Here is a 25315-nt window from a genome sequence, read left to right as displayed (position 1 = left end):
TCTTACTGTAAACCTTTTATGTGACTGATTTCACATTACAGTGTTTTAAATGCGCTTAAATTCACCATTTAAAATAAGTAAATAATAAAAAGCCGGATCAGATGATCCGGCTTTTTACATAATGATCTTATACGCTTAACATGCTGTTCAATGTCTCAGAGACATTTTTCGATTTCACCTGTGGTTTTAAAGCTTCAAGTTGTGCTTTGACTTCACTGCGTTGTGGTTCAATCAGTGTATACCAGCGTGAAAGCACCTGAAGCAGACGTGAACCGACAATCGGGTTTTTCTGATCCAGATATTTCGCCAGCTCGATATAATGCTGTACACCAAAGCTCCAGGTATTGACCGGATTGGCATTCAAACCGCCACTCACCGCACGGATACGGTTTGGTACTTTCAAGTCATAATCCGCATGCTCAGTGAGTGCTTTAATTGTTTCTGCAGTCGCTTTTGGATGAGCTGCTTGCAGCATGAACCATTGATCCAGTGCCAGTGCTTCATCTTTAAAGCGGTTATAGAAATCATCCAGGAATGCTTTGGCTTGAGGCGCATCATTCCATACCAGAACACGCAAGGCACCCAAACGTTCAGACATATTGCCTGTGTTTTGGTATTGCTGCCCTGCCAGTTCAAATGCACTTTCATCACCTTGACGTGCAATCAGCATTAGCATGATATTTTTCAGTGCACGCACACCCATCGCCTGAGAAAAATCTGACTGCAGTTCAGGATCCAGACTCAGATAGATTTCTTTAGCTGTTGCTCCAAAAGCACGTGCCAATTTATGCAGCAAGGCATCACGTTTTTCTTGGATCATGGCCGGATTGTAGTCTGTATCAATCCGGCTACCCAGGTAACCTTCAGCCGGTACATCAAACAGACGGGAAGCCAATAGCGGATCTTTCTGAATCAGATCAGGCAAGGTATTCAGCATCGCCTCGATATAGATTTCAGAAGGTTGATCATCCAGCAGAATGCGTTCTAATAAAGTCTGGGTCGCTTGCCACTGGTTAAAACCATTGGTTTCATATTGCAACAGGAACGCCAGTTCTTGTTCAGAGTAATCAAAATGAAGATCAACGGGTGCAGAGAAGTTACGCAGTAAAGAAACAATCGGCTTGCTGGTTATACCGCTAAACTCGATGGTCGCTTCATCTTGATCAAACAGATATACCCCATCTTTGACGCCATTTTCAAATAAGGCATCAGAGTTCAGGCTCAGCTGCTCACCGGTATTCGCATCAAACAAGGCCAAAGCCACTGGAATCGGAACAGCTTTCAGATTCGGATATTTCGGATGAGCTTTCAGGCTTTGCTTAAAGCTAAGACGATAAGTTTGTGCATCTGCATCATACTCACCTTTTGCGACCAGTTTCGGTGTACCTGGCTGGTTATACCAAGTCAGGAAGTTCGATAAATCTACCCCTGAACCGGCAGTCAAGGCAGCCACCCAGTCTTCAACCGTTACGGCCTGACCATCATGACGGCGGAAATACTCATCTGTACCTTGACGGAATTTTTCTTTACCGAGCAAAGTCGCCATCATACGGTTAATTTCTGCACCTTTTTCATACACGGTCGCCGTATAGAAGTTATTAATTTCTACAAAATGATCCGGACGCGGTGGATGCGATAAAGGGCCAGAATCTTCCGGGAACTGATGCGCTTTCAGGACTGCAACATCATCAATACGCTGTACGGCAGCAGATTGTAGATCTTCCGAGAAAGACTGATCACGGAATACGGTCAAACCTTCTTTCAGACACAGCTGGAACCAGTCACGGCAGGTAATCCGGTTACCCGTCCAGTTATGGAAATATTCATGGGCAATCACTGATTGCACACGCATGATGGCAGCATCAGTTGTATATTCTTCATCAGCCAATACACATGAGGTATTGAAGATATTCAGACCTTTGTTTTCCATCGCACCCATGTTAAATGCGCTGGTAGCTACGATCATATAATTATCAAGGTCGTATGGCAGACCATAATGCTCTTCATCCCAACGCATGGAATGTTTCAACGCTTCCATCGCGATTTTGCATTTTGGAATGTCTTTTTCTTCAGCATAGATTTCTAGTGCCACATCACGACCTTCTGATGTGGTATAGCGGTCTTTCATCACTGCCAGATCACCGATTACGCAGGCAAATAAATAGCTCGGCTTTTTGGTTGGATCTTGCCAAAGTGCATAGTGACGGTTTTCATCCACTTCGCCGGTTTCGATCAGGTTACCGTTAGCCAGTAGAACCGGATACTTTTTGTCAGCTTCGACACGAGTGGTAAATACAGACAATACATCTGGGCGGTCTGGATAGAACGTAATTTTACGGAAACCTTCCGGTTCGTTCTGAGTTACGAATAAATCTGAACTGGCCTGATACAGACCTTCCAGCATGGTATTGCTTTCTGGATGAATCTTGACCACTGTTTCAATAGTCGCCTGATCTGGAGCATTGCTAATCACCAGTTGCTCAGCATCCAAAATATAATCTGATGCATTTAGTGGCTGACCATTTAACTGGATCGATTGCAGTTCCAGGTCACGGCCAAGCAATACCAGATCATCTGCTGTTTGGCGCTGCATCTCCAGTTTGCTGCTGACCAGCGTATGATCGTCATAGACTTGAATATTCAGGTCGATTGAATCTACAACAAAAGAAGGTTTTTGATAGTCTTTTAAATAAATGGTTTGATCTGCTTCGATCACCGGATTCGCCGCGATATTCATATAATGTCCTGATCCTTTATTGCACAGCTTCTAAGGCAAAAGATTGTCAATGCATTGATCATACGCCTTGATCTTGAACCTGTCTGTGCGTTTCATTTGTATTGTATATGGGAATAATTACTGATCTTTTCAATTGAGCTACATCAAAATATACGATAATCGCCTTATATTTGCCCGATATCTAAAATCCCCATCTCTAAAACAACTTAAAGATAAAATAAAAAAAGCTTTCATCTGCACTGTATGATTCCTCTATGCATGATTCCTGCACATGCAAAGTATTATTCCAATATGAAAAATTACTGCCTGGGTTCAGGACAACCTTATATCTAATTTAGATGCTGGGCGCTGCAAAACCTGACTTCTAAAAGATTAAGTTCTGGTTAATCTGCGTTCCAAATTTCATTTTAAATGCACAAATGACATGCACCAGTTTGAATGCATTTTGCATCACCCAACAGCAATGGCAGGATTCAAAGAAAGATATATGCCAAGTTTTCGGCTAATATCATATTTTTTTACATTTTCTTATGTGCTTGATTTTAAAATATATAATTTATGATTAATAGCAATTCCGAAATATTGATTAAAAAATGAGCATAGTTTTTGCTACAGTTTAAGTGTGTTTTCTCCAAGCGCAAAGACTCCAAGAATAACGACAACAAAGAAATTGAGGTGAGCTATGTATTTAAAACAGCATGTGGTACGGATTGAAAATCTTAAAACACTTCAGGTTCTGGATCAGGCCAATATTGATCATAAAGTCATTGCCCTGTTTATGAGTTCTGAAGGCGTTCAGCTACAGGCGCATGAGGTCAGTGCGATTCTGAATACTTATGATGCACTCGGTGCCAAAAAGGTTCCATCCAAAAAAGTGCAGGCGTTGATTCAAGCGAAACATCAGGGAGAGGAAGACGAAACATTACCCTGCCCCGTTTAAAAACGATGATCCAGTTTTCTTGAATACAGGGCTACTTTCGGTAGCTCTGTTCGTTTAAAGGCTCTCTTCTTCTGAAATCTGCTTTATTAAAAATATTGTCAAATGACGCGTGACTTTGATGAGCTGTGTATAATCGCAGTTTCTCTTCATTCTGGAGTTGTGCGCAATCATGGTATTCAACGTTCTGCAAAAACAGCTTGATGAAAGTACGCAGTGCCCGTTATGTAAGGCCTCCATGTACTGGATCGAGGCAGAACAGTATGATCAGGACATTACTTATCATGAATGCAGCCACTGCCAGCATCAGCTCTATACCGACCAGAAACATAACTGTTATTGCGATCAGTGTCTGGCTCAGCGTAAACGTATGCTGAAAGAAGTCCGTTTACAGGAAAACCGGAAATTTCATAAAAAACAGGATCGGCATGAATATGAGCTCAATCAGCTCAGCTTTATTAATAAACTGTTTCTGCTCTCGATTCTGGATGAACAGGTTCTGGAACATAGCCAGCATCAGGAATATATTGACTGGCATGCCATTAAATATTATTCCATCAGCCCGAATTACCTGTATCAGCATGGTCTGGTCAAAAATCTGCTGAAAGACCAGATTCTAGTTCCTAGAGATATTCAACAAGAGAATCAGCAGTACTATATTAATGTACGTCTGGATGGCTATTCTGAGCCAAGCCTGTTTAGTATTACCCAGCAATTGCGTTACTGGTTCTATGAAAATCTGAGCAAAGGCGTACCTTTTAAAAGTGCGGATGAAGTCAAAGATGCACTGTATTGTCTGCTGTATCAGGAAGTCATTCAATTCGCTCAGTTCTATTGCCGTAGCTGGGGTATCCAGATTGCGGGCAATCAAAGTTTTCAGGCTTTCTGCTATCGCCTGCTCGATGTTTTGGCTGTGGGACAGATTTATTATCTCGTGCAATCGGCCCTCGAATATCTGTATCAGCAGAAAGCTTTAAAACCACGAAATGAAAATTTCATTAATACCAATTTACTGAAAAAGACCCTACAGCAATATCGGGAACGTTCAGTGAATGAAAAATGGGAAACCTCAATTCTACCTCGCCCACCGCAATTGCCTTTGAGCAAAATGAGCAGCATCCTGTTTTTTCGTTTCCTGGGTTATGATGAAAATATTTTCTTCCAGCCGATCTGGCGTTCATGGCAGAAGATTGAACCACGCCTGAAATTTTATTCACAAAAACGCTGTATGCATTGCGGCTCACAAGAGCTTACTGTTGAATATGATGCTAGCGATTATGTCAGCCTGTTATGCCGTAACTGCAAACATCAAGACCATTATTTTACCCGCTAAGCATTTAGCAGCCCTATTCATATTTCAAAGATCAGGATGATGAATACTTCCGTGCAACAATTACAAAATACTTTTCTCGATCAGATCTGTGAAGCCTGGTCATTGCTTCAAGAGCAGCAACCCTTGGTGCATGTGATGACCAATGCGGTGGCCAGCAACTATGTGGCCAATATCTTGCTGGCTGCGAATGCTTCGCCCGCCATGATTGATAATCCTTTTGAAGCAGAGGGTTTTGTCAAAATTGCCGGGGCACTCAGTTTAAATTTGGGAACGCCGACTACTGAACAGGTCGAGGCAATGCAGATTGCTGCGAAAACAGCACACAGCATTCAAAAGTCATGGGTACTAGATCCTGTTGGTTATGGAAATGTACTGCATTGGCGTTCAGGTGTTGTGGATCAGCTCATGACCTATCAACCCACAATTTTACGGGGAAATGCTTCAGAAATTGGTGCTTTGGCAGGGAAAAATATTGAGTCCAAAGGCGTCAATAGCACTGTCGATAGCTCGGAAGTTTATCTACAGGCGCAGTCCTTACTGAAACAATGTGAATGTATTGCTATTTCAGGTGAGTCTGATTACATCATTTCCAGAGATTATCCGGTGATTCAGGTTTTAGGCGGCTCATATTTACAGCCGCGCGTCACAGCAACTGGATGTGCCCTAGGCGCACTGATTGCAGCGTATAGTGCAGTAAGTTCTCCTCCGATCGCAGCACTCTCTGCTCATGTACATTTTGCAATTGCCGGTCAATTGGCTTTTGCCAAAGCACCGACCTTAGGTCATTTTAATGCTGCATTTATCGATGAGATCCATCAATTGAATATAGAAACGATCCGTCAATATGCAGACTTTCGGATTTTGGCAGACTAAGCATCAGTCGGGTGTTTTATAATGAACACATGGAACACCCTATTACACTATTCAACTTATTTTTTAGATAATTAAAGTCAGCCCTAATCTGGCAAAAATAATTTTTCAAGCGCTCAAGCTGAGGATTGTGTAAGTTTTGGATGAGCTTTTGTATCTCGAATTTATCTAATATCTTTCAAAATTACGTGAAATATATATTTTACCACTTAGTCAAATTTACACTTATTTTTAAACTTTATTTAAATTTGTTTAATAATTCTAAATAAAGCATGTCTGGAATTTGATACTTCATTAAGATTTCTTACTTCTAAACCAGTAAAACCTATTACGCATTCTTGGCTTCTGAAATATTCAATACTCCATTTGGCCTGAAGAATAAGCTTAGGTGAGCATTAATATCTAAGTCATAAATAATATTCAATAAAAAAGTCAGTTGCCCTTAAGCGACTGACTCAAAAAATAATCAAGACAGGCGATTAACCCTGATAATGGATACTCACCGACTTAATCCGGTTATTTTCGATTTCCATTACCTGGAATTGAACACCTTGGTAGTTCAGTTCAGTGCCTACCTCGACCACACTATTGGTTTTATCCAGAATCAGACCAGCAACACTGATATAGCCTGCATCTTCATCAATCAGATCCAGCATACCGAGCTCAAGTTCTAACTGGTACAAATCCAGCATACCAGATGCAATCCAGTGTGTATCATCAACTTTGACCAGATCCAGCTGCTCATCGGCATCCGGGAATTCACCGGCAATTGCCTCAAACACATCTAGCGGTGAAATCAGACCTTGTACATGACCAAATTCATCGCTCACCAGCACCAGAGAGCCTTTTGAGGTACGTAAGGTATTAATCGCGTCAATCACCTTCATTCTTTCAAAGATATAGATAGGGCGATGACGCTTGATCAAAGCTTTTAATTCTTCCGGTTCATCCAGCACATCTAACAGTTCTTTGGCACGAACGATGGTAATCACCTTATCCAGACTGCCCCGACAAACCGGAAACAGGCTGTGGGGTACAGACAGGATTTTTTCACGGATCTGTTCCGGACTATCTTCCAGATCGACCCAGGAAATCTGGCTTCGTGGGGTCATGATCGATGCTACAGAACGCTCTGCCAAGGTCAATACTCCGCCAATCATATAGCGTTCTTCATCCGCAAAGGTTTCCTGTGCTTCATGCTGAGTAGTACTGGTGGTTTCAAGCTTAGCGCCCATCAGTTGGAGAATACTGTTAGCGGTACGGTGACGCAGCGGAATCTTGGCCTCATGCTTCGCAGCATTGCGCTGACTAAACTGGTTAAAGGCTTCAACTGCAATTGCAACGCCAATACCGGAATAGATGTAACCTTTCGGAATATGGAAACCGAAACCTTCTGCCATGAGACTGATTCCGATCAGTAACAGGAAGCTCAAACACAGAATCACGACCGTAGGATGACGATTCACAAAGTTAGTCAATGGTTTAGACGCCAATAACATCACGGCCATCGCGATAATCATCGCCGCCATCATGACATAGATATTATCGACCATGCCTACGGCGGTAATCACCGAGTCCAGTGAAAATACGGCATCCAAAATGACAATCTGGGCCACGACTGCGGTGAAGCCCGCATATGCCACCTTGGTGGTAACCTGTATTTCAGGCTTACCTTCAATTTTTTCATGAAGTTCGGTAACAGCTTTATAGAGCAGGAATAAACCACCAAAGAGCAGAATCAAATCCCGTCCGGAGAAGGTCCAGTTAAATAATTGAATAAGCGGTTGAGTCAAGGTGACTAACCAGGAGATCGCGAACAACAGACCTAAACGCATCAGCAAGGCCAAGGATAGACCAATCACACGGGCCTTATCACGCTGTTCAGGAGGAAGTTTCTCAGCCAGAATGGCAATAAAGACTAGGTTATCAATACCTAAAACGATTTCGAGAATAATAAGAGTAATTAAACCAACCCAAATTCCGGGATCTAATAAAAATTCCATTAGAACACCATCCCGTTTGAGTATGTAAGCAACGAATATGGAAGATCAACGCACGGCGAGGGATCCATTTAATTTAACCTTTTCGACTTAAGATGTATCTATTATGCATAAACTTATGATTTTTGAACAATAAAATTTATAAAAAACTGTTGCACCGCTTTGCCTCTCCTCATTCTAAAATCTTTTAATTTTCAAATCATTGGCCTGAATCTGTTATGTTCTACATAACTCATTACAAATTAAAGAAAATTTAGGCTTCTTTTTGACCCTAAGCGCATTAAATCTATCTGATAGAAGCCTGAGATATAAATTACTGTTTCTCTTAATATTCATATCTAATCATGCATCATAAAATATTGAATCATCCACTATCCGACTAAGTCCATTAAATCCACTTATCTAAAGACATATTTTAAATATGGATTTTTTATTAAAATAGTTCATACACGTTATAAATAGTTAGTCGTGGGATCAAAAAGATGCATAAGTTTCTCATCCAAAACGATTTTATTAGATGGGTGACCAACTTAAATGTACTCGCTCTAGCTTTCGATCAGATTTGAGAAATCCGAATCTGCGTCGTGCTACAGATTAAAAAATGTATCAGAGCATTCATTTAAACAGTATCGATTTTGAATTGTATTTCCGCATACTCACCAAAAGTAATATATGCGCAGGTCGGCCATTTATCCATATGGTTTGCCAATCTAGTTCTTATTCAGACTCTAAATTTAATCTGGAGTCTTAAGATTTGTATGTCATATCAATGCCATTCATCTGGATAAAGACAGTTACAATTTGCCCCGATTGATCTACAACACTTAAATCACCTGATTTTTTTGGTGTTAAGAAGATCTAACAAATGCAATCTCGTTAACATTTTAAAAATAAAGGTTGAAACATGTATAAACTTTTACATAAAATGTCAGTGCCCTAGAAAAATAAATAAAAGGAACATTTCATGACTAAAAAATATGCAAAATTTTTACCTTGTGCAGAAGACTTTAATTTAGAAAACTTCCCATACTACTGGGTGACTCAAGTTCATGCCCAATATGTCCTAAATGTAGATCATGCACTTAAAAAGTATGGTGTCGATAATTCACGTCGCCGTATCTTGCTTGCTCTTAAAGCCAAACCACATGCCAGCGTTTCTGACCTGTCAGAAATGGTCGTATCTAAAATGTCGACAACCACCAAGATCGTTTATCGCTTAAAAGATGAAGGTCTGGTTGAAACCTATTCCTGTGAAGACGATGCTCGTATTACCCGTGTCGCGCTGACTGAAAAAGGAATGGAAATGACACATAAAATTAATGACCTGACCAATGTTGTACTGGAACAGTCATTTGAAGGGCTAACCCCATTACAAATTGAAAAAACCATGGAAAGCTTACGCCATATCTTTAAAAATTTGGCTCGTTAAGTATTTTTCAATTTTGAATTTAGCTGGCGAGATCAATAACACCTTTTATAATAATTAACGATCCGCCATTGCTTTCTAGGTTTTAGGATTCAAAAAAGTTCAGCTGTGGACTGGCTTTTTTGATTCTTTCTTTTGGTACATGTGAACATTCGAACTCCTCTACTGGAAATCCCTGTACAAAGCTGCGAATATCCGGTTGCGTGAGATTCAGCCATTCATGTAAACGTTCGTGCGGAATCACAATAACTGAACGTTTAATATTCCCCGGCTCATGAAACTCTTTCATCATGGGATGGTCTATTGCATCCATCGTAATCATACTAGCCGAACGTACGATTTCATCCTGCACCCGAGCAATTTCATACAGTGCCGCAATAAAGGTCGCTTTTCCATCTTTACGCCTGACACCCCAGCGCTGTGGTTTATTATCAAAATACTTTGACTCATAAAATTCCGAGACGGGAATCACCCCAAACTTGCATTTGGCTGTCGCTTCTGCAAAGGTTGGTTTTTGCAGCAAAGTTTCATTTCTGGCATTGTAGGTTTTTGTCCCAATCGTTTTATCCTCTGCCCATTTGGGAATGAAGCCAAAATTAACCGAACGCCATTCCAGACCTTGATCAGATTGAAATAACAAGGGTGTAGCATAATTCGGATAGACTTCTTCCGGATATTCAAAGGGAATTTCCGGTAAGCCCAGATCATGTATTTGCTGTGAAGTTAAAGGCTTAAAGTTGGCACACATGCTTAATCAGACAGATCACTTGATGTTCTGATTATAGCTTGATGCCAAGCTTAAACCTGTATGGATTATGAACAAGTTTCTATCATGTAATATTATTCACTGGGTACAGTCAGCCAGTGAGTACGGGTGAATTCCTCAAAAATCCAGCGTCCATTAAAACGCCCAAGTCCAGAGTTTTTCTCTCCACCAAACGGTGCATTAGCCTGATCTGCCACACTAATACCATTGATATGGGTCATACCGATATCCAGCTGCTCCGTAAAATGAATACCACGTTCAATATTCGAGGTGCAAACTGCACTGGATAAGCCAAAACGGGTATCATTGGCCAGCTTTAAAGCATGTGCTTCATCACGAGCTTTCAGTATCGGTAGAATTGGTCCAAAACTTTCTTCCTGAGCCAGTGGAGATTCAGGTGCTACCCCAGTAAAGATATGTGGATAAACCAGATTACCTTCTATACCCCCTTCATATACCAGCTCTGCACCCTGCTCTTTTGCACTTTGAATAATCTGCTGATGTTTTTTGACCTGACTCTGATTGATGATCGGCCCAATGATGGTCTCTTCCAGATTTGGATCACCCACAGCAACAGTTTTCACTCGCTCTAAAAGCTTTTCCACATAGGCATCATGGATGGATGCATCAACAATGACCCGATTCGTGCTCATACAGATTTGTCCCTGATGCATAAAGCGCCCCATGATTGTCAGTTCTACTGCCAGATCAAGATCAGCATCATCCAGAATCACCAGTGGCGCATTTCCGCCCAGTTCTAGCGCCAGACGTTTAATTCGAGGGCTGGCTAAGGCTTTGCTTCCTACATTCTGTCCGACTTCAGTAGAGCCCGTGAATGAGATCATTTTTGGAATCGGATGTTCGACAAAATAGTCACCGATTTCACTGCCTGCACCTGATACCACATTGAGCACACCTGCAGGTAAGCCAGCTTCTTCAAACAGTTTTCCTAATAAGGTTCCACCTGTCACTGGCGTATCACTTGCTGGCTTGAGTACCACACTATTTCCACAGGCAATCGCTGTTGCTACCGAACGCATGGATAAATGAAATGGAAAATTCCATGGGCTAATGACACCAATCACACCCAAGGGTTTACGCAGTACCAGACTTTTACGTTGGGGATCTTTGCTCTCCAGCTGTTCAGTCTTGATCTGCTCAGGAAATTTCTGACTTTCCTGAATAATGGATAATGTCAACGGCATTCTAAAATTGACCCCTTTTACCTTACAAATGGCAAAGTAAAATTGACCCCTTTGATCTCGTATTAAGTTTCAACCTGGGGCTGAATCCCAATTCTTTTTTTACCCTTCAAACGATAACTCTCACCCGATATTTGTACCACATGACAGTGATGTAATAGCCGATCTAACATCGCAGCGGTCAACGTGACATCATCCGCAAATGACTTAGACCATTGGCTAAAGGGTAAGTTACTCGTCAATATCGTACTGCCTTTTTCATAACGCTTGGCAATCACGTTAAAGAACAGATTCGCTTCTTCACGTCCAAATGGTAAATAACCAATTTCATCGATAATCAGTAACTTTGGTCCCAGTACCGCACGCTGCATATAGGTTTTCAATTTACCTTGCTGATAGGCTGTACTCAGTTGCAGCATTAAATCCGCTGCGGTAATGAACTTGATCTTAATGTTGTTCATGATGGCCTTATAGCCTAATGCCATAGATAAGTGCGTTTTTCCTACTCCGCTAGCCCCCAGAAACACCACATTTTCTGCTCTAGCAATAAAGCTCAGATTGAACAGTTCAATCACCTGTGATTTAGGGGCCCCTAGGGCATAATTAAAATCATAGTCTTCCAGGGTTTTGACTTGAGGCAGGCCTGAGAGTTTCATCAGTACCTGCTGACTGCGCTGTTGCCTGGCAGCATATTCATGCGTCAAGATTGCTTCAACAAAGTCGGCATAACTTCCATCCTGACCTAATGTTTGTTGTGCATGATGTGACCATTGTGATGCGATGGCAGGCAGATTGAGCTTTTGGCAAAGCTGCTCTATACGGTCGTATTGCAGATTCATCAGGAAACTCCTAGCAACTGATCATATACCGATAAGGGATGCTGCAAACTCTCGTAGGGCATGACATGCTGTGCTGCTGCAACAGGTACAGTGCCAGAACCTGTATCTGATTGCGGTAATGGCGTAAATTTTTGCTGCTCCTGTTGCAGTCGAACAGCCGGTTTTTCTTGCGTGGTGGCATGAATCCGCTGATTGGCGGTTTCATGCAGCCACCGGCCAATGTGGGCATTGGCGACATCAACATTTAACAGTAAACCCGAAGTCTTCAGGCTTGCTTTCAATGGCACAATAAAGCTTGATTTGAGGTATCCATTAAAGCGTTCAACTTTGCCTTTGGTCTGTGCACGGTAGGGCTTACATACGCGAGGACGAAAGCTGTATTTCTTGGCGCAGTCGAGCAGTTTGGGGTTCCATTTATGCTGCCCCTCCTGATAGGCATCCCGTTCAATCATGATCGTTTTAGCGTTATCAAACAGGATTTCTTGAGGTACTCCTGCAAAGAACTGAAATGCATTTTCTAGACCATCGATCCATGCATCGGTACGTTCATGATCATAAAATTTCACGAAAGTCGCTCTGGAATACCCTAATGTTGCGACAAAGGCTTTCAAAGTCGTGTTGTTGCGTCGAATCGTGGTGAAATCCACCTGCATTTGTTGGCCAGGTTGGGTTTCAAAACGAATGATCGGTTCCGGTTTAGCAACTGGTTTTAATGTTGCGAGATATTCCCTCAAGATCCTGATCTTTCCTGGATATCCCAACCTTAAAATTTCCTGGTAGAGCACAACAGCAGGAATCCATTCAGGATGAGCTGCGTTTACACGTTTGAGTAAATAGGGTTTATATGGATCAAGAATACTTGTTCTAGGTTGTGTACGCCGATACTGAGGTGTTTCCTTCTGCCGTAAATATTTACGTACGGTATTTCGGGACACCCCCAGTTCACGACTAATGGCTTTAATGGATTTACCTTGCTGATGAAGTATTTGGATTGTCACTGCTTGCTCCAAAGTTAACATGTTGAGCAGTCCAAAATGACCGCTATATTAACCAAGGGGGTCAGTTTTTAAATGCCGTTAGGGGGTCATTTTTACACTGCCGCTAACAGGATAAAGCAGCGCCAACTTCCAGACCCGCTTTAAAACGGGTACTTCCAGACTCAAGAATTAACCAGTCAATAATTTCATCTTGGCGTACCTGAATCACATGTTGTAGTTTTTGCAGGATTTGCCGTCTTAACTCTACTGATTTAATAGCACTCTGCTGAAAGGCTTTATCAGCTGCCACATAAGCCGCATCAACATCTGCAGTACTGGCCGCCTGCAAAGTAAAGATCGTATCCTGGGTGTAGGGATTCAAATTCTGAATCATTTTCTGGGAACGGCCAGGTTGCCACTGGCCCGCAATAAACTGCTGATCCAAATTTTGATATGCCATGCTGTTCTTCCCTGCAATTTATTGATTTGCTTTTACTTTAGCAGAGCCATTTCAGGATGGAAGTGACAGCGACGAATTGTTACGCTTTTATCTTTAGCTTTATAAGTAAGTGGAACTTACTGATGCATGATTCTCTTTTATCGCAGTTTAAATCTTCCAGTACATCAGCCAAAATACGATTCTTAGAAATTAAAAATTGAGAATTAAATTGAGTCTTAAATGTCATGATCCAAAGTTCTACAACTACCCAGCATGAGGAGCTGTAAACGCTCATAAGAATACCGACTGGCAGATATAAAGCTACTGTTTAACAGATAATTATTATTAAAGTTTTCTTCTGTGACATTGTTCTGTTTTAGGTGTTCAGTCAGTTAGTTTACCTTCCAAAAGAACATTTTTATCCTTAGATCTTTTTTAAGAGCAATAAAAAAGCCTCCGAAGAGGCTTTTTTTCAAGTTACAGGATTAGTCACCTGTATAACCTTTAAGCTTTAAACGAGCTGCATGTAGAAGCGGCTCTGTATAGCCTGATGGCTGTTCACCACCTTTGAAGATCAGATCAGAAGCAGCCTGGAATGCAATACTATTGTCAAAATCAGCAGCCATTGGCTTGTACAGTGGATCATTCGCATTTTGCTCATCCACAATTTTCGCCATGCGTTGCATTACTTCTTCAACCTGTTCACGCGTTACAATTCCATGACGTAACCAGTTGGCAACATGCTGAGAAGAAATACGTAAAGTTGCACGGTCTTCCATCAAGCCCACATCATTGATGTCTGGAACTTTAGAACAACCTACACCCAGATCAACCCAACGAACGACATAACCCAAGATACCTTGACAGTTATTTTCCAGTTCTTTCAGTTTCTCTTCTTCAGACCAATTGGTATCAGTTGCAAGAGGTGGAGTCAACAAATCATCTAAAGGCAACGCTTCAGTTGCAAGCAATTCTTGCTGACGGTTTGCCACGTTAATTTGGTGGTAGTGAATCGCGTGAATCACTGCACCTGTTGGAGATGGAACCCATGCACAGCTTGCACCTGCTTCAGGATGTTCAGTCTTGGTTTTGTACATGTCTAACAGCATGTCTGGTTTTGGCCACATGCCTTTACCAATCTGTGCTTTACCACGTAGACCTGTTTGTAGACCTACCATGACGTTACGGTTTTCGTAAGCTGGGAACCATTTTTGGCCTTTGATTTCGCCCTTACGCACGAATGGACCTGCTTCCATGAAGGTATGGATTTCATCACCTGTACGATCCATGAAACCGGTGTTAATGAAGATGGTACGGTCTTTCGCCTGAGCAATACAGTTTTTCAGGTTAACTGAAGTACGACGCTCTTCATCCATGATACCAATTTTCAGCGTTTTAGCAGGTAAGCCAAGCGCCTGTTCAGCACGTTCAAACAGTTCAACCGCAAATGCAACTTCTTCCGGACCGTGCATTTTTGGCTTAACGATGTACATAGAACCGGTACGTGAGTTCTTGATCGTGTTCTCACCACGGATATCAGCCACAGAAAGCAATGGAGTGACCAATGCATCCATAATGCCTTCATAAATTTCTTCGCCATCTACAAGGATCGCCGGGTTTGTCATCAAGTGACCAACGTTACGAAGCAGCATCAATGAACGGCCATGAACCTTGGTCTCACCGCCTTCAACATTTTTGAAAGTACGGTCAGCATTTAGTTTACGGGTAATGGTCTTGCCATTTTTCTCGATAGACTCTTCAAGCGTACCTTTCATCAAGCCTAACCAGTTACGGTAGCCTTCTACTTTTTCTTCAGCATCAACTGCTGCAACAGAGTCTTCCAAGTCCTGAATCGTCGTTACAGCTGCTTCAAGCACAACGTCTTTTACGCCTGCAGCATCTGTTTGGCCAATTGGGCTGTTTGCATCAATCTGGATGATCGCATGCAGGCCGTTATTTTTCAGTACAATTTCAGTCGGTGCAGAAGCTTCGCCATTGTAACCAACGAATTTAGAGCTATCCGCAACAGTTGTGGTAGAGCCGTCTTTCAGCGTTACAACCAGTGCATTACCTTCAACTGCATATTTGGTTGCATCAGCATGTGAACCTTGTGCCAGCGGGAATGTTTCATTTAAGAAGTTTTTCGCGAATGCGATAACTTTCTCACCACGTTTCGGGTTATAGCCTTTACCTTTTTCAGCACCATCTTCTTCAGAGATCACGTCGAAGCCGTATAAAGCGTCGTATAAAGAACCCCAGCGTGCATTCGCTGCGTTCAGGCAGTAACGTGCATTACGTACTGGAACTACCAGCTGTGGGCCAGCCAATAGTGCAATCTCTTCGTCTACATTTTCAGTGCTGATCTGGAAATCTTCTACTTCTGGTAATAAGTAGCCAATTTCAGTCAAGAAAGCTTTGTAAGCTTGTAATTCAAATGTGTTATTGCGATGCCATTCATCAATTTTAGCTTGAATATCATCACGCTTAGCCAAAAGTGCTTTGTTTTTAGGGCTAAGATCAACAACGACTTGTTCAAAGTTCTTCCAGTATGTTTCGCTGTCCAAACCAGAACCTGGTAGTGCTTCATTTTCGATAAAATCGTAAAGTTCTTTAGCAATCGCTAACTTGCCTTTTTGAATACGTGCAGTCATTGTCTTTCCTGATATTGCTACTTTTTATACAAGAGATTCTAGTATACCGATTAAAATCTAGCTGAATAGTACTATCACACCGCAAAATAATGAGCATTTTTCTAATAAGAATACCCTCATATTCTTATTAAATGATGTCACACACGATGCAATATCATCCTGCTAAATACCCTCATGACAGTGTATAAAGTTTTTGAAATGTAGAAATTAGACTTAAGTTCAGATTTTTGAATAAAAGTTGTCCGTTCTTTTTATACAAGGTCATATTTAGATCAAGATTAAGCCATGTTTGGCTGAGCTTGTCGATCTTTGACGCAATGGAATGCATAAAAAAGCGCCGGTCATGACCAGCGCTTGTTGTATTTATTCAGGCTCACTTGAAGCTATTTTCTCGATCTGGCGATGTTCTGAATGCAGATATTCATCTGATTGCATCTCTAGCAAACGTGAACGGGTCCGTTCAATTTCGAAAGCCAGTCGCTCACCCTTATAAAGATCAATAATATTATCTTCTGAAGTCAGCAGTAATTTGACTCCACGGTCATAAAATTCATCGACCAGATAAATAAAACGGCGTGTGGCATCATTTAGGAAATCGGTTAAATGCGGCACATTGCTGACCAATACTGTATTGTAGATATTCGCAATTTCAATGAAGTCAGCCGGACTACGCGGTTTTAGGCATAGTTCAGAGAACTCACACCACAACACATCTTCAGTATGTGCCACAGTTTCAACAATGCGGTTATTGATGATGATTGGTTCTTGAGAAGAGGTTTGGGTTTGAGTCAGTGCGGTATAGCGATGTGCCAACCAGTTTTTATTATCATGCGTTAGTGGATATTTGAATAATTGCGCCTGCTTTAAGACACGTAAACGGTAATCCACACCAGCATCTACATTCAGAATGACACAGTTTTTCTTGACCATTTCAATGGTTGGCAGAAAACGGTCACGGTGAATCCCGTTTTTATATAAACCATCCGGTGCAATGTTCGAAGTCGCTACTAGCGTAATGCCACGTTCAAACAGCTTCTGGAACAGATCACTCAGAATCATGGCATCTGTCACGTTAGATACAAAAAATTCATCAAAGCAGATCACCACAGCATCTTTATAAATCTGATCCGCTACGAGATCCAGCGGATTACGCTGACCTGAAAGCTTGTTTAACTCACGATGCACATGCTGCATAAAATGGTGAAAGTGCATACGGGTTTTGCGGCGAAATGGAATCGACTCATAAAACTGATCCATTAGCCAGGTCTTGCCACGACCTACTCCGCCCCACATGTATACACCCTTCGGCGAAGTCTGACGGCGGAAACGGCGAAAGGCTTTCTTAGACGCTTTAAAGCGCTGAATTAATTCCAGCCAGGTACGATTTAGCTCATGTACTGCCATGGCCTGTGCATCATCAGGCATAAACTGTCCTGAAGACAAAGCCTGTGCATAACGTTCTGCAGGAGAGATCGGACTAAAAGCGGTGCTGTGCTGTGAATTAAAATCGGACATAGGTTTCGTACTATTCAGGATCTGTTTAATTATAGCGGAGTTTAGAACGCACACTATAACACTTTGGCATTAACTAACTTAGGCTATTTTATATATTGCCGAGGACTTTGCCCAAACCAGCGCTTAAAGGCATGGTTAAAAGCAGCCGGTTCGGAATAACCCAATAACTCTGCAATCATTTCAATCGAATACTGTTTATATTCAATGAGTCGCAAAGCTTTATCTTTAATAATCTCTTCACGAATCTGTTTATAACTGGTATCGAACTGCTGTAATTGATGGCGTAAAGTACGTTCTGGAATATTCAGAGCCTGAGCCGTTTCAGCCATACTCGGCATCAAACCGGTTTGCAGCTCCAGATAATCCTGTACTCGCTGTACCACAGTCGGGACATCAGCATCTTCCGCCAGACGTTCCAGTTCAGCCAGACACTTTGCTTCATAGACTGCAAAGGTCTCCGCATCTGCTGAAGGAATCCGGATATCCAAAATGGCCTCATCAAACCAGAATGCAGCTCTTGCAGCACCCAACTGTACCTGTGTTCCATAATAATCATGATAGATTTTCTGGGTAGCAGGTTGTTCCGGTGCGGCGAAAGGCAGTTCAATCTGCAAGTCAGGCTTGGACAAACCCATCATCTTGTAAATATCGCGAATGAACTTGAAAGTACCTGAAATCTCAGCTTGCGCGACCAGCATTCCCAGATGATCTTCCGTTTTCTTGGGATAATAGCAAAGCGCACTGCGGTACTCACTTTGCTCCACTCCCAACTGACCGGTAAGATGCGTCAATTGCTGAAAACGAATCACCTGATGCATCGCATCACGTACGGTTGGACTGGTCACCAGCAACATCAGCAAAGGCCCATAACCTGCCAAAGCATAATGCTGGCCGATCAATAAACCCTGTTCTGGCTGGATATCCTGACCCACCACCTTGAGCACATCATATTCCACGCTTGGGTGAATAATTGAAGTCGGATCAAGCGCATCAACACGCAAGCCGATATTTTGCAGTTTTTGATCGACCTCTATGCCAGCCTTGCGCATGCCCTGGATCAGATACATCAGACTGAGAACAGAACGTTTCATAACCATACAAATACAATGTGATAGCTCTAGTTGTACTATAAAAATAAGCAGTCGACTATTGCCGTTTAGATCAATTTTATATCTAATAGCCAGTTAATAAATCAAGATAATTATCCATTATTAAAATAAGCAAGGAATGCGAAGATGCTGGACAATACAAGCCCTACCCACACTCATCCTTATACCAAAGTGGCCATTATCGGTGCCGGTTTTAGCGGGATAGCGATGGCAATACGTTTACAGCAGCAAGGCATCCATAATTTTATTATTTTAGAAAAAGATAGCGATTTTGGTGGAACCTGGCGCGATAATCAGTATCCGGGAGCAGCCTGTGATGTGCAATCTCACATATGTATTCCCTTTCCTTTGCTCCCAAAACTGACTGGTCAAAACGCTATGCCGAAGCACCGGAAATTTTTAGCTATATTCAAAATTTAGTCAGTGATTATAATCTTCGGGCTTTTGCTCGGCTCAATACTGAAGTACTCGGGGTTCATTATCAACAAGAGCGCTGCTTATGGCAGATCCATCTGCATGATCAAAGCATTCTGGAAGCTCAGTTTGTAGTATTTGCCTCTGGCCCTTTACATGTTCCTCAAATTCCCCATATTGCGGGCATTGAAAAATTTAAGGGTAAAATCTTTCACTCTTCTCACTGGGATCATAATTATGATCTCAAGGGGAAAAATGTCGCATCGATTGGGACTGGTGGCAGTGCAATTCAATATATCCCTGAAATTGCACCCGAATGCAAACAGCTCTATGTCTTGCAACGCAGTGCGGCTTGGGTCATTCCACGGGATGAGCGCCTATATCATGACTTGGAAAAAAAGCTGTTTTCCAAATATAAATGGTTCCGCAATTTACACCGTATTCGGCTGTACTGGTCCAATGAATCACGCGTGGTGCCTATCGTTAAACCAGCTGTCATGAAATATGCTCAGAAACCGGCTGAAGCTTATATTCGTTATCAGGTCAAAGACAAGGAAACTGCCAAGAAGTTAACTCCAGATTACATCATGGGCTGTAAACGGATTCTGGTATCCAATCAGTATTTCCCCACCTTTAACCGTAAAAATGTGGAACTGGTTACTGAAGGCATTCGTGAAGTGACCGAAAACAGTATTATTACTGTAGATGGTAAAGAACGTCCGATTGACTGTCTGATCTACGGTACCGGATTTATTACTGATCCAAGAATTTATCTGAAAAATTTTGACTGCACTGGCCTAAATGGCATTCACTTAAATGATGTCTAGAAAGATGGTGCCGAAAGCTATTATGGAATCTGTGTGAAAGGTTTTCCGAACCTGTTCCAGTTATTAGGACCGAATACTGTGCTGGCACATAACTCAGTGCTTTTTATGATTGAATCGCAAGTAAGTTATATCCTACAAATGATCGCTCTAGTGGATCAATCACATAGTGATGCAATTGTGGTCAAAGATCAGGTACAGGAAAAATTCAATCAGGATGTCCAACATATGCTGGACAATACGGTCTGGCAATCTGGCCGTGTCAGCTGGTATCAACAGGAAGGTGGGAAAAATTTTGCCTTGTGGCCCACTTATACCTGGAAATACTGGCTCAAAACCAAAACCCTTAATGCAGCAGATTATTATTTTTTAAATAAAGCCAGTTAAAAGCCCTTCACATTCATAGTGCTAGCGATGGCATAATAAAGACTGATTTATCATACTTTTTTATTATGCAATCGCTTTGGTTAGTATCCCAGCTTCTGGTCTGTTTAGTGCTTGGTTTTGTTTTTGCGAAACGGCTTCCTGCTCCCCTCACAAAAATCTGCTTTAAGGTTCTTCCGTATTTTAGTTATATTTTGCTGATTGCCATCGCTTTTGAGTTTTCTGAGCTTCTGACGGAATTACCTCACCCTGCCCAGATTCTAAATACCTCTTTTACAATTGCTTTTCTCACCTCTATTGGGGCATTTGGCTGTTGTTATCTGCTATTTAAATGGGCAGATTTCCAGCCTTCTTCTGGACGAGTCTCCACTGACCTAGTGATTAAATCACTAATCAATATCAGTTATGCATTCTTTGCCTTAGCTGCTGGATACTTGCTGCATTATAGTTCCACCCAAATGGGTTTTTCTGTTCAGATCAGCACTTGGCATTTATTACTGGTCTTTATGTTTCTGATTGGACTGGATCTTGCCTACTCACCACTTGACCGCTCATGGTTAAACTGGAAAATCCTGCTGGTTCCGACAGGTTGTATTGCTGGTTCATGCATAGCAGCAGTTGCCTATTCTTTCTGGAATCCAGATATTCATTTAAAAGACCTGATTATGTTGTCACAAGGTTATGGTTTTTATTCTATGTCGGGTGTTGTCGTCACAGAACTGAGAAATGCAGAACTGGGTAGTATTGCCCTGATGAATGACCTGTTTCGAGAAATTTTTGCGATTTTACTGATGTATTCTGCCGGCTGGCGTTACCCAAGATCAGCAATTTCTGCTGCAGGTGCGACTGCGATGGATGTGACTTTACCCATGGTCAAACAGGCCTGTGGCAATGATTTTATTCCACATGCCATGATGAGCGGTTTTATTTTATCTGTATTGGCGCCAGTAGCGGTAAGTGTGTTGGCGGTAATTTAAAAATCCCTCCCGACCTTTCTTTTTTAAAGGGAGGAGAAGTCCCCCTTTCATAAAGGGGGATTTAGGGGGATTTAGGGGGGATTCAATTAGAAATAAAATAAACTACGGAATATTAAAAATTCAAATCAACCCTACTCAATGAATCTCCTACTGTCTCCATCATCTCTGAAGCGAGTTCTACAATATCTATGCTATCAAGGCCTGACATCCAGTCCCATGAACCCGACTGTGCCTGTTGTTTATATTTTTCCTGCTGTTCGAACTGGTCTGCTATTTTTTCCATCTCCAGCCTTTGTTCTAGCATCTTTTGTTCTGGTGTCTTTATTATTCTCATTTGAAATTCCTTTTTATTTTTATACAGCTTTTCTCAATGTATAAAAAAAGCCTCTCATATGAAAGGCTTTTCATCACGTAACCGGAATTACAATGTTGCCAAAATATCTTTTAGAGTCTGACGAGGATTTTCCGACTTGGTAATTGGTCGTCCAATCACCAGATGTGTTGATCCATCCAGCATTGCCTGTTTTGGTGTCACAATACGTTTTTGATCGTCTGCATTTGAACCTTCAGGACGAATCCCAGGAGTGACCAGTGCAAATTCTTTTCCAATAGTTTCACGCAGCATTTTCGCTTCTTGTGCGGAACAGACCACCCCATCCAAGCCACTATCTTTGGTGAGTTGAGCCAGACGTTTTACATGTTCATTAGGCTCAATATCCAAGCCAATATCTTTCAAGTCTTCACGCCCCATTGAAGTCAACACAGTTACCGCAATGAGTTGAGTCTTATAGTTACCTGCTTTTAAACGCTCAACACAGGTCTCCATCATTTTACGACCACCTGAAGCGTGGACATTGACCATCCACACGCCCAAGTCTGCCGCAGCACATACCGCTTGTGCAGTGGTATTCGGAATATCATGGAACTTCAGATCTAAGAACACGTCAAAACCTTTGTCTTGAAGTGCTTTTACAATGATAGGACCTTCATGAGTAAATAACTCTTTGCCCACCTTTACTCGACATAAGGCAGGATCGAGCTGCTCTGCAATCGTTAAGGCATCAAATTGACTTTTAGCATCCAGTGCAACGATGATACTCATGAGAAGACCCTTCAAATTGACAAAATTAAACCATTATACGGACTAGCCCTATAACAACCAAGAATATTTTCGCAAAAATGATTTTTTGATTCAAATTAAGTCATTTATTTATATAATTTTTATATATTTCTTCTAAATATAATTTAGCAATAAAAAACGCCTTAGAAGCTAAGCTAAAAGGCGTTTAATCAAAACAGGCGAAGTAAAAAAATCAGTAGATTACTTCGACTTCTCATTTTTGTCTAAAGCGGTGCCGATGGCCTGTCATTAGAATTAATATCTAATACTGTTTTCTCATGTCGTGTATGAGCTGCCGCTTCTGCTGCCATCATCTTGGCAGTATTCAACTGTTCCTTACGTAGATGTTCAATATCTTTACGTAGTCGTTTAATTTCCCAATTACTCTGAAAAACGCGGAAAACCTGCACGCCGAGTAACAAGCCAACCACTATTCCTAAGGAAAGAGTCAAAAGGAGCAATAACCCTAAGCGCATTGCAGGAACTTGAGTAAATAACAAGTCCACTGAGACCTCAGTCCCGTTTTGCAACACCAAAGCTAATGAATAGCCAAAGACAAGCAATAAAAGAATGACCAGAACGTAACGCATGAACACCCCGTAAATATCTTGTTTATTTGTTTGCAGATTCGTTTACTGCATCACGAAGTGCTTTACCTGGCTTAAAGTGTGGAACAGCTTTTGCTGCAACTTCAACAGATTTACCAGTTTTAGGATTACGACCCACGCGAGGCTCACGATGATGCAATGCAAAGCTGCCAAACCCGCGAATCTCAATACGGTTATCAGATGATAAAGCTTCAATCATTTGATCAATCATAATTTTAACTGCTTCTTCCACTAAAGGTTCAGCCAAATGCGGATTCTTTAGCGCGATGCGCTCTATTAAGTCAGACTTATTAAGTGCTTCAGTAGTCATCTGCGACCTCTTTAATTATCAAGCTACTCGGGATCTATTTTCCGATAATAACCTGTTTAAATACAAAACGGTAGCGCAATAATTAAATACTACGCTACCGTTTACAGTATTTGTGTAAAAAGTATTACTTAACTTACATTAACAATACAATTCACCATCTACTCTTAGTGATTCATTTGCGCTTTGATCAAGTCACCAATAGTTTTAGGACCATTGTCTTGACCAGCAGCAGCTGTTTTCAGGTTAGCAACAGCTTCTTTCTCTTCAGCTTCGTCTTTCGCTTTGATAGACAAGTTGATAGAGCGAGATTTACGATCTACATTGATGATCTTAGCTTCAACTTCTTGACCAACTTCTAGGAATTTAGTCGCATCTTCAACGCGGTCGCGGTTGATTTCAGATGCTTTAAGAGTTGCTTCAACTTCATCAGCTAACTTAACAGTAGCGCCTTTAGCGTCAACTGCAGTTACAGTACCTTTAACAAGTGCACCGCGTTCGTTAGCAGCTAAGAAATCGTTGAACGGATCGCTGTTCAATTGTTTGATACCAAGGCTGATACGGTTGCCTTCAGCATCTACAGACAGGATAACTGCTTCAACAGTGTCACCTTTCTTATAACGACGGATCGCTTCTTCGCCTTGTTCGTTCCAAGAGATGTCAGACAAGTGAACTAGACCATCGATACCGCCTGGTAGACCGATGAAGATACCGAAGTCAGTGATTGACTTGATAGTACCTGAAACTTTTTCACCTTTGTCGTGGTTCTTAGCAAACTCTTCCCATGGGTTAGCACGAGTTTGTTTAATACCAAGAGAAATACGACGACGCTCTTCGTCTACTTCAAGAACCATAACATCAACTTCGTCACCGATCTGAACTACTTTAGATGGGTGGATGTTTTTGTTAGTGTGGTCCATTTCTGAAACGTGTACTAAGCCTTCAACGCCTTCAGCGATTTCTGCGAAACAGCCGTAGTCAGTCAGGTTAGTTACGCGAGCTTTAACGATAGAACCTTTAGGGTAACGGCTCATAATCGCTAACCATGGATCTTCGCCTAATTGTTTAAGGCCTAAAGATACGCGGTTACGTTCGCGGTCGAATTTAAGTACTTTAACAGTAACTTCTTGACCCACTTCAACAACTTCTGATGGGTGCTTGATACGTTTCCAAGCCATATCAGTGATGTGAAGAAGACCGTCGATACCGCCAAGGTCAACGAATGCACCGTAGTCAGTAAGGTTTTTAATAGTACCAGTAACTGTTTGACCTTCTTCAAGCTGAGCAAGAAGCGCTTCACGGTCAGCTGAAGATTCAGCTTCCATAACAGCACGACGTGAAACAACAACGTTGTTACGTTTAGCGTCAAGTTTGATTACTTTGAATTCTAACTCTTTACCTTCCAAGTGAGTAGTATCACGGATAGGACGAGTATCAACTAAAGAACCTGGAAGGAACGCACGAACTGGACCGATGTCAACAGTGAAACCGCCTTTAACTTTACCAGAGATAACACCAGTAACGATTTCGCCGTCTTCAAAGATTTTTTCAAGTTTAGTCCAAGTCTCAGCGCGTTTAGCTTTTTCGCGAGAAAGAACTGTTTGACCCATACCGTTGTCAAGTGCTTCAACAACTACGTCTACAGTGTCGCCAACTTGAACTTCAAGTTCGCGCTGTTCATTTAAGAACTCAGCACGGTCAACAACGCCTTCAGATTTAAGGCCAGTGTCAACAGTTACCCAATCAGAGTCGATGCTTACTACAACGCCTTGGATGACTGCACCCTTTTCAACGTTGAGGTTTAATTCGCTTTCTTCAAAGAGGGCTGCAAAAGATTCGGTCATGATATATCCGATAAAGTCAGCGGTCTTGGATCAGAC

General features: G+C 41.8%; 18 protein-coding genes and 3 pseudogenes. 6 read left to right on the top strand and 15 right to left on the bottom strand.

What is annotated here, in order from left to right:
* Window positions 1-127: 127 nt before the first annotated feature.
* The gene (gene pepN, locus C3F22_RS05150; RefSeq protein WP_104425969.1) at window positions 128-2737 is read right to left on the bottom strand and encodes an aminopeptidase N; all 2610 of its coding nucleotides are present in this window, start codon (window positions 2735-2737) and stop codon (window positions 128-130) included.
* Between the two features lie 682 nt (window positions 2738-3419).
* On the opposite strand from pepN, the gene C3F22_RS05145 reads away from it, so the two are divergent.
* From C3F22_RS05145 to thiM, 3 genes are all read left to right on the top strand, one after another.
* Window positions 3420-3677: a hypothetical protein gene (locus C3F22_RS05145; RefSeq protein WP_004783954.1), complete on the top strand. Its 258-nt coding sequence runs from the start codon at window positions 3420-3422 to the stop codon at window positions 3675-3677.
* Window positions 3678-3846: 169 nt separating this feature from the next.
* A complete protein-coding gene (locus tag C3F22_RS05140) occupies window positions 3847-5007 on the top strand; it encodes a hypothetical protein (protein ID WP_104425968.1) in 1161 nt (386 codons plus the stop codon).
* A 39-nt stretch (window positions 5008-5046) separates the two neighbouring features.
* A complete protein-coding gene (gene thiM / locus C3F22_RS05135; protein ID WP_104425967.1) occupies window positions 5047-5880 on the top strand; it encodes a hydroxyethylthiazole kinase in 834 nt (277 codons plus the stop codon).
* Between the two features lie 476 nt (window positions 5881-6356).
* Here the strand turns inward: thiM and C3F22_RS05130 are convergent, their stop codons facing one another.
* Window positions 6357-7880: a TerC family protein gene (locus C3F22_RS05130; protein ID WP_104425966.1), complete on the bottom strand. Its 1524-nt coding sequence runs from the start codon at window positions 7878-7880 to the stop codon at window positions 6357-6359.
* Between the two features lie 961 nt (window positions 7881-8841).
* On the opposite strand from C3F22_RS05130, the gene C3F22_RS05125 reads away from it, so the two are divergent.
* Window positions 8842-9306: a MarR family winged helix-turn-helix transcriptional regulator gene (locus C3F22_RS05125; protein ID WP_004783963.1), complete on the top strand. Its 465-nt coding sequence runs from the start codon at window positions 8842-8844 to the stop codon at window positions 9304-9306.
* Between the two features lie 82 nt (window positions 9307-9388).
* Here C3F22_RS05125 and C3F22_RS05120 read toward each other — a convergent pair whose 3' ends face one another.
* The 8 genes and pseudogenes from C3F22_RS05120 to C3F22_RS05085 form a co-directional block, all read right to left on the bottom strand.
* Complete coding sequence (locus C3F22_RS05120; RefSeq protein WP_104425965.1) at window positions 9389-10051, bottom strand: SOS response-associated peptidase family protein; 663 nt, start codon at window positions 10049-10051, stop codon at window positions 9389-9391.
* Between the two features lie 92 nt (window positions 10052-10143).
* Window positions 10144-11262: pseudogene (locus tag C3F22_RS05115) on the bottom strand (aldehyde dehydrogenase family protein); the annotation flags it as partial.
* Between the two features lie 74 nt (window positions 11263-11336).
* Window positions 11337-12110 carry an IS21-like element ISAba8 family helper ATPase IstB gene (istB, locus tag C3F22_RS05110; protein WP_075167882.1) on the bottom strand — a complete coding sequence of 258 codons (774 nt, stop codon included), beginning with the start codon at window positions 12108-12110 and terminating at the stop codon, window positions 11337-11339.
* On the bottom strand, window positions 12110-13129 hold the full coding sequence (istA, locus tag C3F22_RS05105) for an IS21 family transposase (protein WP_104425964.1): 1020 nt from the start codon (window positions 13127-13129) through the stop codon (window positions 12110-12112). Before istA ends, istB begins: the two co-directional genes overlap by 1 nt.
* Before the next feature lie 91 nt (window positions 13130-13220).
* Window positions 13221-13547: pseudogene (locus C3F22_RS05100) on the bottom strand (aldehyde dehydrogenase family protein); the annotation flags it as partial.
* A 464-nt stretch (window positions 13548-14011) separates the two neighbouring features.
* The gene (locus C3F22_RS05095) at window positions 14012-16177 is read right to left on the bottom strand and encodes a malate synthase G (protein WP_034702314.1); all 2166 of its coding nucleotides are present in this window, start codon (window positions 16175-16177) and stop codon (window positions 14012-14014) included.
* 363 nt (window positions 16178-16540) lie between these two features.
* A complete protein-coding gene (gene zapE, locus C3F22_RS05090) occupies window positions 16541-17692 on the bottom strand; it encodes a cell division protein ZapE (RefSeq protein WP_104425963.1) in 1152 nt (383 codons plus the stop codon).
* Between the two features lie 83 nt (window positions 17693-17775).
* Complete coding sequence (locus C3F22_RS05085) at window positions 17776-18783, bottom strand: AraC family transcriptional regulator (protein WP_104426984.1); 1008 nt, start codon at window positions 18781-18783, stop codon at window positions 17776-17778.
* Between the two features lie 144 nt (window positions 18784-18927).
* On the opposite strand from C3F22_RS05085, the pseudogene C3F22_RS05080 reads away from it, so the two are divergent.
* Both C3F22_RS05080 and C3F22_RS05075 read left to right on the top strand, forming a co-directional pair.
* Window positions 18928-20426, top strand: a pseudogene (locus C3F22_RS05080) (flavin-containing monooxygenase).
* Between the two features lie 65 nt (window positions 20427-20491).
* Window positions 20492-21400 (top strand): lysine exporter LysO family protein, encoded by a 909-nt coding sequence (locus C3F22_RS05075; protein WP_104425962.1) that lies wholly within the window; start codon window positions 20492-20494, stop codon window positions 21398-21400.
* 112 nt (window positions 21401-21512) lie between these two features.
* Here the strand turns inward: C3F22_RS05075 and C3F22_RS05070 are convergent, their stop codons facing one another.
* The 5 genes from C3F22_RS05070 to rpsA all read right to left on the bottom strand — a co-directional run bounded on the left by C3F22_RS05070 (window position 21513) and on the right by rpsA (window position 25279).
* Window positions 21513-21734, bottom strand: coding sequence for a hypothetical protein (locus C3F22_RS05070; protein ID WP_005236122.1), 222 nt, complete (start codon window positions 21732-21734; stop codon window positions 21513-21515).
* An 87-nt stretch (window positions 21735-21821) separates the two neighbouring features.
* Complete coding sequence (gene pyrF / locus C3F22_RS05065; RefSeq protein WP_104425961.1) at window positions 21822-22502, bottom strand: orotidine-5'-phosphate decarboxylase; 681 nt, start codon at window positions 22500-22502, stop codon at window positions 21822-21824.
* Window positions 22503-22744: 242 nt separating this feature from the next.
* Complete coding sequence (locus tag C3F22_RS05060; protein ID WP_005236124.1) at window positions 22745-23110, bottom strand: lipopolysaccharide assembly protein LapA domain-containing protein; 366 nt, start codon at window positions 23108-23110, stop codon at window positions 22745-22747.
* Between the two features lie 22 nt (window positions 23111-23132).
* Window positions 23133-23438: an integration host factor subunit beta gene (locus tag C3F22_RS05055; protein ID WP_005097312.1), complete on the bottom strand. Its 306-nt coding sequence runs from the start codon at window positions 23436-23438 to the stop codon at window positions 23133-23135.
* 164 nt (window positions 23439-23602) lie between these two features.
* The gene (gene rpsA, locus C3F22_RS05050; RefSeq protein WP_004783987.1) at window positions 23603-25279 is read right to left on the bottom strand and encodes a 30S ribosomal protein S1; all 1677 of its coding nucleotides are present in this window, start codon (window positions 25277-25279) and stop codon (window positions 23603-23605) included.
* Between the last annotated feature and the right edge of the window lie 36 nt (window positions 25280-25315).

The sequence above is a fragment of the Acinetobacter sp. ACNIH1 genome (assembly GCF_002934695.1).
Taxonomy (GTDB): Bacteria; Pseudomonadota; Gammaproteobacteria; order Pseudomonadales; family Moraxellaceae; genus Acinetobacter; species Acinetobacter variabilis.
The sequence above is the reverse complement of the archived record's forward strand: the minus strand, read 5'-3'. Positions and strand labels throughout refer to the sequence as shown.

Bases quoted from the DNA above. Each gene is read 5' to 3' on its own strand.
- C3F22_RS05125 (WP_004783963.1), top strand. From the start codon at position 8,842: ATGACTAAAAAATATGCAAAATTTTTACCTTGTGCAGAAGACTTTAAT.
- istA (WP_104425964.1), bottom strand. From the start codon at position 13,129: ATGTTAACTTTGGAGCAAGCAGTGACAATCCAAATACTTCATCAGCAA.
- zapE (WP_104425963.1), bottom strand. From the start codon at position 17,692: ATGTCCGATTTTAATTCACAGCACAGCACCGCTTTTAGTCCGATCTCT.
- C3F22_RS05075 (WP_104425962.1), top strand. From the start codon at position 20,492: ATGCAATCGCTTTGGTTAGTATCCCAGCTTCTGGTCTGTTTAGTGCTT.
- C3F22_RS05095 (WP_034702314.1), bottom strand. From the start codon at position 16,177: ATGACTGCACGTATTCAAAAAGGCAAGTTAGCGATTGCTAAAGAACTT.
- rpsA (WP_004783987.1), bottom strand. From the start codon at position 25,279: ATGACCGAATCTTTTGCAGCCCTCTTTGAAGAAAGCGAATTAAACCTC.
- istB (WP_075167882.1), bottom strand. From the start codon at position 12,110: ATGAATCTGCAATACGACCGTATAGAGCAGCTTTGCCAAAAGCTCAAT.
- C3F22_RS05145 (WP_004783954.1), top strand. From the start codon at position 3,420: ATGTATTTAAAACAGCATGTGGTACGGATTGAAAATCTTAAAACACTT.
- C3F22_RS05060 (WP_005236124.1), bottom strand. From the start codon at position 23,110: ATGCGTTACGTTCTGGTCATTCTTTTATTGCTTGTCTTTGGCTATTCA.
- pepN (WP_104425969.1), bottom strand. From the start codon at position 2,737: ATGAATATCGCGGCGAATCCGGTGATCGAAGCAGATCAAACCATTTAT.
- C3F22_RS05140 (WP_104425968.1), top strand. From the start codon at position 3,847: ATGGTATTCAACGTTCTGCAAAAACAGCTTGATGAAAGTACGCAGTGC.
- C3F22_RS05070 (WP_005236122.1), bottom strand. From the start codon at position 21,734: ATGAGAATAATAAAGACACCAGAACAAAAGATGCTAGAACAAAGGCTG.
- thiM (WP_104425967.1), top strand. From the start codon at position 5,047: ATGAATACTTCCGTGCAACAATTACAAAATACTTTTCTCGATCAGATC.
- C3F22_RS05055 (WP_005097312.1), bottom strand. From the start codon at position 23,438: ATGACTACTGAAGCACTTAATAAGTCTGACTTAATAGAGCGCATCGCG.
- C3F22_RS05130 (WP_104425966.1), bottom strand. From the start codon at position 7,880: ATGGAATTTTTATTAGATCCCGGAATTTGGGTTGGTTTAATTACTCTT.
- C3F22_RS05085 (WP_104426984.1), bottom strand. From the start codon at position 18,783: ATGAAACGTTCTGTTCTCAGTCTGATGTATCTGATCCAGGGCATGCGC.
- pyrF (WP_104425961.1), bottom strand. From the start codon at position 22,502: ATGAGTATCATCGTTGCACTGGATGCTAAAAGTCAATTTGATGCCTTA.
- C3F22_RS05120 (WP_104425965.1), bottom strand. From the start codon at position 10,051: ATGTGTGCCAACTTTAAGCCTTTAACTTCACAGCAAATACATGATCTG.